Genomic DNA, 6,295 nt, shown 5'->3' with positions numbered 1-6,295 from the left:
AGAGTACCTCCTTATTTCAAATAGAGTTAGAGTAAAAGACTCCAAAACAATGAATGTCTTGGAGTAATTATCTCATTAATAAGGAAGTATGGAAATATACTCAGTTATTAACCGCTTACCTCGCTTGCATAGAGTTTAATCATTTTATGGCCAGTTGTAACATAGTAAGAATACCTAGCGTAGAAGTAGTTGTAACTGTGAAATCAGACGAGCAATTCTATGTTGAAAATAATGAGTGGTATGTGAATGAAAAATTGCTTTACAAGAAATAAAATAATTCTTTTGGAAGGTGATAAGATGGCTAAATTGACAGTTGGAGAATTAAGAGAGTTTATAGCAGATGTGCCAGAAGACACAGAAGTTCGCATAGCTAGTTTATATAATACATTGACTGAAGAGCACTATCATGTAAGTACAGATGATATTTCTTGTTCAATAGATGCTGAAGGAAGCTTTTTAGTATTAGTACCCTTAGAAATAGAAGTATCGGATGATGCAGGGTTTTAGTCAATGAAATAGTTCTTTGGAAAGGGTGAGACTATGGAAATCAACTATGCAGGGATAGAGGAATTATATGAAAGTTATTTATACAAAGAGTGTATTGAAACAATAGCTAGTATCATGTGTTCAAGTTTAGCAGAAGAAGATAAAGCAGCACAAGTTGAACGAGTGCTTTTGGAGTATAAAGTAATAAAATAGTTTTTTGATAATTCATCTAGGTGAATAAAATAAAACTTGCATAAGAAATAGATACATTTCTTATGCAAGTTAATTAGAGAGGGAATGCTGATAGACTTTGAGTTAATAATTCATTAGTAGAAAAGAAAGATTTAAATAATTTATATTCTATTTCATAATCTTTATTTATCGAAAGTTCATTTAAGATAAGATTCAAGTCATTAAGTAATTCAATAGCTATAATAAGAGTCTCTAAACGAATTTTATTAATAGAAGAAATATCATTATTTGCTGCATAATCAAATATTTTTAAATTAAGATTTTTTATTTTTGCATTATAGACAGATAAACTTTGCCGTAGTGATGTTGATGATTCTCCTTTTTGATCAGCGATATATAGTGATTGAGAAAGTCCATTAAGTTGATTTTGAATATTGACAATTTCTTCATAAAAATTATTTAAGTCCTTAGTGGTATTCAATGCAGAAGCCATTAAGTATAAGGGAATAGAAAGAATAACTATAATTAACATAAATTTAGCAAAAGAATATTTTTTCATAATACACCTCATATCAGATAGTCTTTTATTATAAGGATTAGCAATACTAAAAAAAATATGTAAAAACTAGTTAGATAGGAGTAAGATAAATAAAATGAGTTTTTGAAAGGATTACGAAGATGAAAATGAAGTGTAGTAATTGTGGAGAAGTATACTATGACGAACACGTTTGCAAAAAGAAAGAAGTGAAGAAGTTGCAAATAAACAAAGATAGTTTAGAAGGATTATACATAGGGGTGCATAAAGAGTGTATTGAAACAATAGCAATTATCATGTGTTCTAGTCTAGCAGAAGAATATAAGGCGAGTAAGGTTGAAGAAATACTTATTAAATATGATGTAATAAAATAGTTTTTTAACATTAGATTAAAGATAAAGAATTATATACTCTGCTATTAAGGTAGGTTACTACTAGTTTTGTTTTAAGTAATAAAAGAGTAGCATAACTTTAATATGCTACTCTAATACAAATATATTTAAAATTTAAGTACTACTAAATTCCTGGTCCAAATAAGAAGATAAGGAAAAGGCCAACAGGAATAATAAGATCTATTATGAGTTTAAGGAAAGATTTTTCTTTAATCGCAAGAAAAATAGATGCTAATCCTAATATTGAACCTAATACAGCAGCTGTACCTGCAATTCCTATTTGAAAATTAGGTGCAATCATCATCAGTATAAAGTCTACGAAAACAACAAGTGCTGTAATGTAGTACAGAATATGTACATATTTACTTAGTGTTTTAAATGTATCCATATTTTGATCTCCTTAATATTATTTATAGTATTTTTGTATAATATTAATAATTATTTTATAATAATTATTAATGAAAAGCAATCATTTTTTATAACTTAAAATTTATACAGAAAGTTAGTAAGTTAAACTAGTGTATAACAAAGAGACTGCCATAAAATTAGTTTTTGGGTAAAAAAATACCCCTTGGCAGAGAAATAAGTAACAGCCATGGAAGGTGGATTTTTTACTTTATGATAGCCAAGGTATATTTTATAGATAGGTATGACGATTTAAAAAAGGAGTCCTATCTAATAATTAGTATAAAGTAAATATTTTTACTAATCAATAGAAATGTTTTGACCATTTTATTGAGGGAACTAAAATTCTAAGAGGTACAGGTGATGGAGAAGCCAATCAAAGTAGAAGTTGAATGCTGGGAACTTGTAGCAAAGGAAATAGGAGAAATTTGTAGACGTTACATGAGTAAATTAGATGCAGTATTATATACGATTTACTACACAGTAAGATATTTAAATCTTATTGAAATAAAGCATTTAGAACTTGAATTTGAATGTAACAGGATATACGAAATTAAATAAAAAATGTTTTTGAGCAAAAAAAAATACACCTTGGCAGATATGTATAATGATACAACGCGGGAACTTGATTTAATTTTATAATCGCCAAGGAGTATTTAATTAGATAGGCTAATCATTTAGGAGTGAAGCCTATCTACTAGTAATTATAAAATAATTAAACACATGATTCAATAAAAAATGTTTTTGGGAGGATGACGAGAATGGACGGAACAGTAACAATCAGCATCAATGATTTTGAAGAGTTAAGAGATAAAGCTAAGCAATTTGAGAAATTAAAGCGTACTATACATAATAGAATGTATATGCATTTCGATGATGAACAGGAAGAGTGGATATTATATATAGATCAAGAAAAGATGGAAAAGGTATTGAAAGATTATAATCCAGAGTTTGAAGTTGAAGGGGATGATATTTTGGAAGTTATATGGCGTTAACCTAATAAAAATTGATTTTTTATATGTATAGAGTAGCCTACAAGGAAAAAATAGGCTGCTCTGTAAGACGGAATCGACAAAGGATATAAGTCACATGTAGCACAAGATCCATTAATTATTATGCATCAAATAATCTAAGTATATTCAAAAATAAAATCGATTTTTAACAAAAAAATACTCCTTATTAGGGAAAGGAGTTTAGGACTAATCAAATTCTATTCTAATAAGGAGTATTTAGATAGGTAAGTCAATTGGAAGCGAGACACCTATCCACTTAAATAGTATATGCTGATATGATGTTATAATCAATAAAATTTGCTTGTGAAATATGTATAGAATAGCCCAAGAGGAAGACAAGCTTAAGCTATTCTAGATAAATAAATCATGCGGGGTGTAGAGCAAATTATGTTACCGAATCCAATAATAGTGTGGTTAGAAATTAGGAAATTATACATGAAATAAAATTAACTTTTAGGAGGAAGACAACAATGACAAAGAATCCGTTAGTTACAAAAGAAAGTCTAAATATACCAGTAGTATTTAATGGGCAAACAGTAATTACAACAGAAATGTTAGCAAGTGTTTATGGAACAGAGCCTAGAAGAATAACAGAAAACTTCAATAGGAATCTAGATAAGTTTGAAAGAGATAAACACTACATACTCTTACAAGGAAATGAGTTAAAGGAATTTAAGGACGAATACGCTGGGAGCGTAGTTGCTAAGACAGTTAACAAACTCTACCTTTGGACAGAACGAGGAGCAAGTCGCCATTGTAAAATCCTAGATACAGATAAAGCATGGGAACAATTTGATTATTTAGAAGAAGCCTATTTCAAGGTTAAGGAACTATCAGTTGTATATATACAAGACCTTATTACAAATGTAAAAGGTGATTTTGAAGCCTTAAAAAGTGAAATTAGGGAAGAAGTTGCTGAAATGGTAAGACAAGGTAAGGAGAACCATAGATTATCACATAAAACAAAATTGGACTTAAATCATATTATTCATTCTTATGCCGTATGTGAAGGCGATGCAGAAGTATTGAAGCAAATGACATTGGCGCATTTTAATGCGAGTAGATGGCAAGATATAGCCTATGATCAAAAGAATGAAGTGATTAAATTTATTAGAAGCACGGCAAAAGACATGGAAATGTTTGTACAGGAAAGTTATTTAGATTAAGTCAAGACATAAAATAGGAGGTGTTGAAGTGGAGAGTAAGTCTATAAAAAAGATTATTGCTATATTAGAGAGTTACAACTTTATGAAAGCAAGGGCAGCTAAGATAATAAATACGCCACATATGAACTATGATGTAAAGTCTATGAATTACACATCAATTCGACCTTCTACACCAACTAATCAGATACATTCGAGTGTAGAAAGTGTAGTCATACATGAAGTTGGTGAAAGAAAAGAATTACAGGAGCTTGTTAAAGGTATAAATAATGTGGATTATGCACTAGAACAGTTAGATAGTATTCAAAGAGAAATTATTACTATGAGATACATAAGAGGGATAGCATGGGGTGAAATAGAAACATGTGTACCCTATAGTAAACGTCAGTGTCAAAGACTAGCTAACAAAGGCTTAAGAAAGATGGCAGGCATATTATATCAAGAGCAGTACAATAATGAGTTACCAATCTATAGGTATTTACAGGAAATGGAAAAGTTGTCTCTAAAAAACGATGTCGCATTTATGTCGCACATTGTTGACTAAACTATGATATAATTATATTGTGTCTTGGATGGCACGAATGGTAAATCGGTCTTTCATAACCGGAAGGACAAGCATCATCGCCCGCAGAATTTGTGGTCCATGGTGCTTTTTTATTTTCACTAAAACAGGTGTGTACATTATGTATTAACCCAAATCAATCTGTTTTATGGAGGAAATAAAAAATGTTAAAACCACCAATTCCACGTATGGGTGGAAAGTCGAGATTAAGAAAAACTATTTTAGAAAGAATACCAGAACATACTTGTTATGTAGAGCCATTCTTTGGTGCAGGCTGGGTTTATTTTGGGAAAGCGCCTAGCAAGGTAGAAGTAATCAATGACATCGATAAAGAACTTATCAATATGTTCCGTATGATTAAATACCATGCGCCTGAAATAGAGCGTGTATTAGAGTATGAGTTTTCAGGACGAGATATGTTTGAAGAATATAAGCACTGTACTGTTGAGTATCTTACAGAAATTCAAAGGGCAGTGCGTTTTTTATACCTTATTTCACAAAGCTTTGCAGGAAAAGGGAGTACATATGGTTACGGCACAAATAAAGAGCCAGCACCACACATATTCTATCAAGGTGTATTAAGTGACATTAAAGAAAGACTTCGAAATACATATGTTGAGAATAAAAGTTTTGAGGATATTATTAAAAGATATGATAGACCCCACAGCTTTTTCTTTTGTGATCCACCTTATTTTGAGACTGCAGGTTATGGGAATGCGTTTGGTGAAAGAGAACATCTTTTATTAAGAGATACACTATCTCAGATAAAAGGTAAATTCATGGTAACAATAAATGACCATCCTCAAGTAAGAGAATGGTATAAGGATTTTAATGTTGAAGAAGTAAAAGTAGCTTACTCAGTATCAAAAGAGCAAAAGGCTAGAAAAGAGTATGCAGAACTAATTATCACAAATTATTAGAAGGAAGGTGGCGTTGTGAAGCTAACATTAAAACAAAAGGCATTTGCAGATTACTATATTCAGACTGGCAACGCCACTGAATCAGCTATTAAAGCTGGGTATAGTAAAAAAACAGCGGGTGTAATTGGAGATGAAAACCTAAAAAAACCTTATATAAAAAAGTATATAGAAGAGCGACTAGAACAAATATCCTCAGACAGAATAGCAGATGCCAAAGAAGTTATGGAGTATCTAACAGCCGTAATGCGTGGACAAACATTATCAGAGATAGTAGTAGTTGAAGGATGTGGTGATGGATGTTCGGAAGCAAGACGTATTGATAAGGCCCCAGATGAAAAAGAGCGAATTAAAGCAGCAGAGTTAATAGGTAAAAGATATTCAATGTGGACCGATAAAGTAGAGGCTAATGTACAACAACAGGTGGTGTTTTGTGATGAGCAAGAGCTTGAGGATTAGCTTACCTGAGAAGATAGGAAAAGGATATAAAACATTTTGGAACTTTAAAGGGCGTTATAGAGTTTGTAAAGGCTCTAGAGGTTCAAAGAAATCGACTACAACAGCTCAGAATATTATATATAACATGATGAAATATCCTTTAGCTAATACCCTTGTTGTAAGAAAGGTATT

12 protein-coding genes are annotated in these 6,295 nt (G+C 31.1%); 10 read left to right on the top strand and 2 right to left on the bottom strand.

All coding sequences use genetic code 11. The annotated features are described in order from the left end of the window. Positions 1–297: 297 nt before the first annotated feature. Together H8718_RS19470 and H8718_RS19465 are read left to right on the top strand one after the other, a co-directional pair. Complete coding sequence (locus H8718_RS19470) at positions 298–507, top strand: hypothetical protein (RefSeq protein WP_249334691.1); 210 nt, start codon at positions 298–300, stop codon at positions 505–507. Between the two features lie 33 nt (positions 508–540). Further along, entirely contained in the window at positions 541–699 is a 159-nt protein-coding gene (locus H8718_RS19465) for a hypothetical protein (protein ID WP_249334690.1), read from the top strand. A 73-nt stretch (positions 700–772) separates the two neighbouring features. Here the strand turns inward: H8718_RS19465 and H8718_RS19460 are convergent, their stop codons facing one another. Beyond that, positions 773–1,237 carry a hypothetical protein gene (locus H8718_RS19460; protein WP_249334689.1) on the bottom strand — a complete coding sequence of 155 codons (465 nt, stop codon included), beginning with the start codon at positions 1,235–1,237 and terminating at the stop codon, positions 773–775. Positions 1,238–1,356: 119 nt separating this feature from the next. Between H8718_RS19460 and H8718_RS19455 the strand changes: the two genes are divergently transcribed. Beyond that, positions 1,357–1,587: a hypothetical protein gene (locus tag H8718_RS19455; protein WP_249334688.1), complete on the top strand. Its 231-nt coding sequence runs from the start codon at positions 1,357–1,359 to the stop codon at positions 1,585–1,587. 142 nt (positions 1,588–1,729) lie between these two features. On the opposite strand, the gene H8718_RS19450 is transcribed toward H8718_RS19455, so the two are convergent. After that, entirely contained in the window at positions 1,730–1,993 is a 264-nt protein-coding gene (locus H8718_RS19450) for a hypothetical protein (RefSeq protein ID WP_249334687.1), read from the bottom strand. 380 nt (positions 1,994–2,373) lie between these two features. Here H8718_RS19450 and H8718_RS19445 point away from each other — a divergent pair, with 380 nt between their 5' ends. The 7 genes from H8718_RS19445 to H8718_RS19415 all read left to right on the top strand — a co-directional run. Next, the gene (locus H8718_RS19445; RefSeq protein WP_249334686.1) at positions 2,374–2,571 is read left to right on the top strand and encodes a hypothetical protein; all 198 of its coding nucleotides are present in this window, start codon (positions 2,374–2,376) and stop codon (positions 2,569–2,571) included. A gap of 200 nt (positions 2,572–2,771) precedes the next feature. Beyond that, positions 2,772–3,005, top strand: a complete 234-nt coding sequence (locus H8718_RS19440) for a hypothetical protein (RefSeq protein ID WP_249334685.1) — start codon at positions 2,772–2,774, stop codon at positions 3,003–3,005. A 488-nt stretch (positions 3,006–3,493) separates the two neighbouring features. Further along, positions 3,494–4,189, top strand: coding sequence for an ORF6N domain-containing protein (locus H8718_RS19435; RefSeq protein ID WP_249334684.1), 696 nt, complete (start codon positions 3,494–3,496; stop codon positions 4,187–4,189). A 28-nt stretch (positions 4,190–4,217) separates the two neighbouring features. Further along, complete coding sequence (locus tag H8718_RS19430; protein ID WP_249334682.1) at positions 4,218–4,730, top strand: hypothetical protein; 513 nt, start codon at positions 4,218–4,220, stop codon at positions 4,728–4,730. Between the two features lie 182 nt (positions 4,731–4,912). Beyond that, positions 4,913–5,668, top strand: coding sequence for a DNA adenine methylase (locus H8718_RS19425; RefSeq protein ID WP_249334680.1), 756 nt, complete (start codon positions 4,913–4,915; stop codon positions 5,666–5,668). A gap of 15 nt (positions 5,669–5,683) precedes the next feature. Beyond that, positions 5,684–6,124, top strand: a complete 441-nt coding sequence (locus tag H8718_RS19420; protein WP_249334679.1) for a terminase small subunit — start codon at positions 5,684–5,686, stop codon at positions 6,122–6,124. Beyond that, a partial coding sequence (locus tag H8718_RS19415; protein WP_249334677.1) for a phage terminase large subunit occupies positions 6,102–6,295 on the top strand: 194 nt, incomplete at its 3' end. The genes H8718_RS19420 and H8718_RS19415, both read left to right, overlap by 23 nt.

Source organism: Zhenhengia yiwuensis (assembly GCF_014384995.1).
GTDB classification, from domain to species: domain Bacteria; phylum Bacillota; class Clostridia; order Lachnospirales; family Cellulosilyticaceae; genus Zhenhengia; species Zhenhengia yiwuensis.
This window is presented reverse-complemented; position numbering and strand designations above follow the sequence as displayed.

Bases quoted from the DNA above. Each gene is read 5' to 3' on its own strand.
- H8718_RS19470 (WP_249334691.1), top strand. From the start codon at position 298: ATGGCTAAATTGACAGTTGGAGAATTAAGAGAGTTTATAGCAGATGTG.
- H8718_RS19465 (WP_249334690.1), top strand. From the start codon at position 541: ATGGAAATCAACTATGCAGGGATAGAGGAATTATATGAAAGTTATTTA.
- H8718_RS19460 (WP_249334689.1), bottom strand. From the start codon at position 1,237: ATGAAAAAATATTCTTTTGCTAAATTTATGTTAATTATAGTTATTCTT.
- H8718_RS19455 (WP_249334688.1), top strand. From the start codon at position 1,357: ATGAAAATGAAGTGTAGTAATTGTGGAGAAGTATACTATGACGAACAC.
- H8718_RS19450 (WP_249334687.1), bottom strand. From the start codon at position 1,993: ATGGATACATTTAAAACACTAAGTAAATATGTACATATTCTGTACTAC.
- H8718_RS19445 (WP_249334686.1), top strand. From the start codon at position 2,374: ATGGAGAAGCCAATCAAAGTAGAAGTTGAATGCTGGGAACTTGTAGCA.
- H8718_RS19440 (WP_249334685.1), top strand. From the start codon at position 2,772: ATGGACGGAACAGTAACAATCAGCATCAATGATTTTGAAGAGTTAAGA.
- H8718_RS19435 (WP_249334684.1), top strand. From the start codon at position 3,494: ATGACAAAGAATCCGTTAGTTACAAAAGAAAGTCTAAATATACCAGTA.
- H8718_RS19425 (WP_249334680.1), top strand. From the start codon at position 4,913: ATGTTAAAACCACCAATTCCACGTATGGGTGGAAAGTCGAGATTAAGA.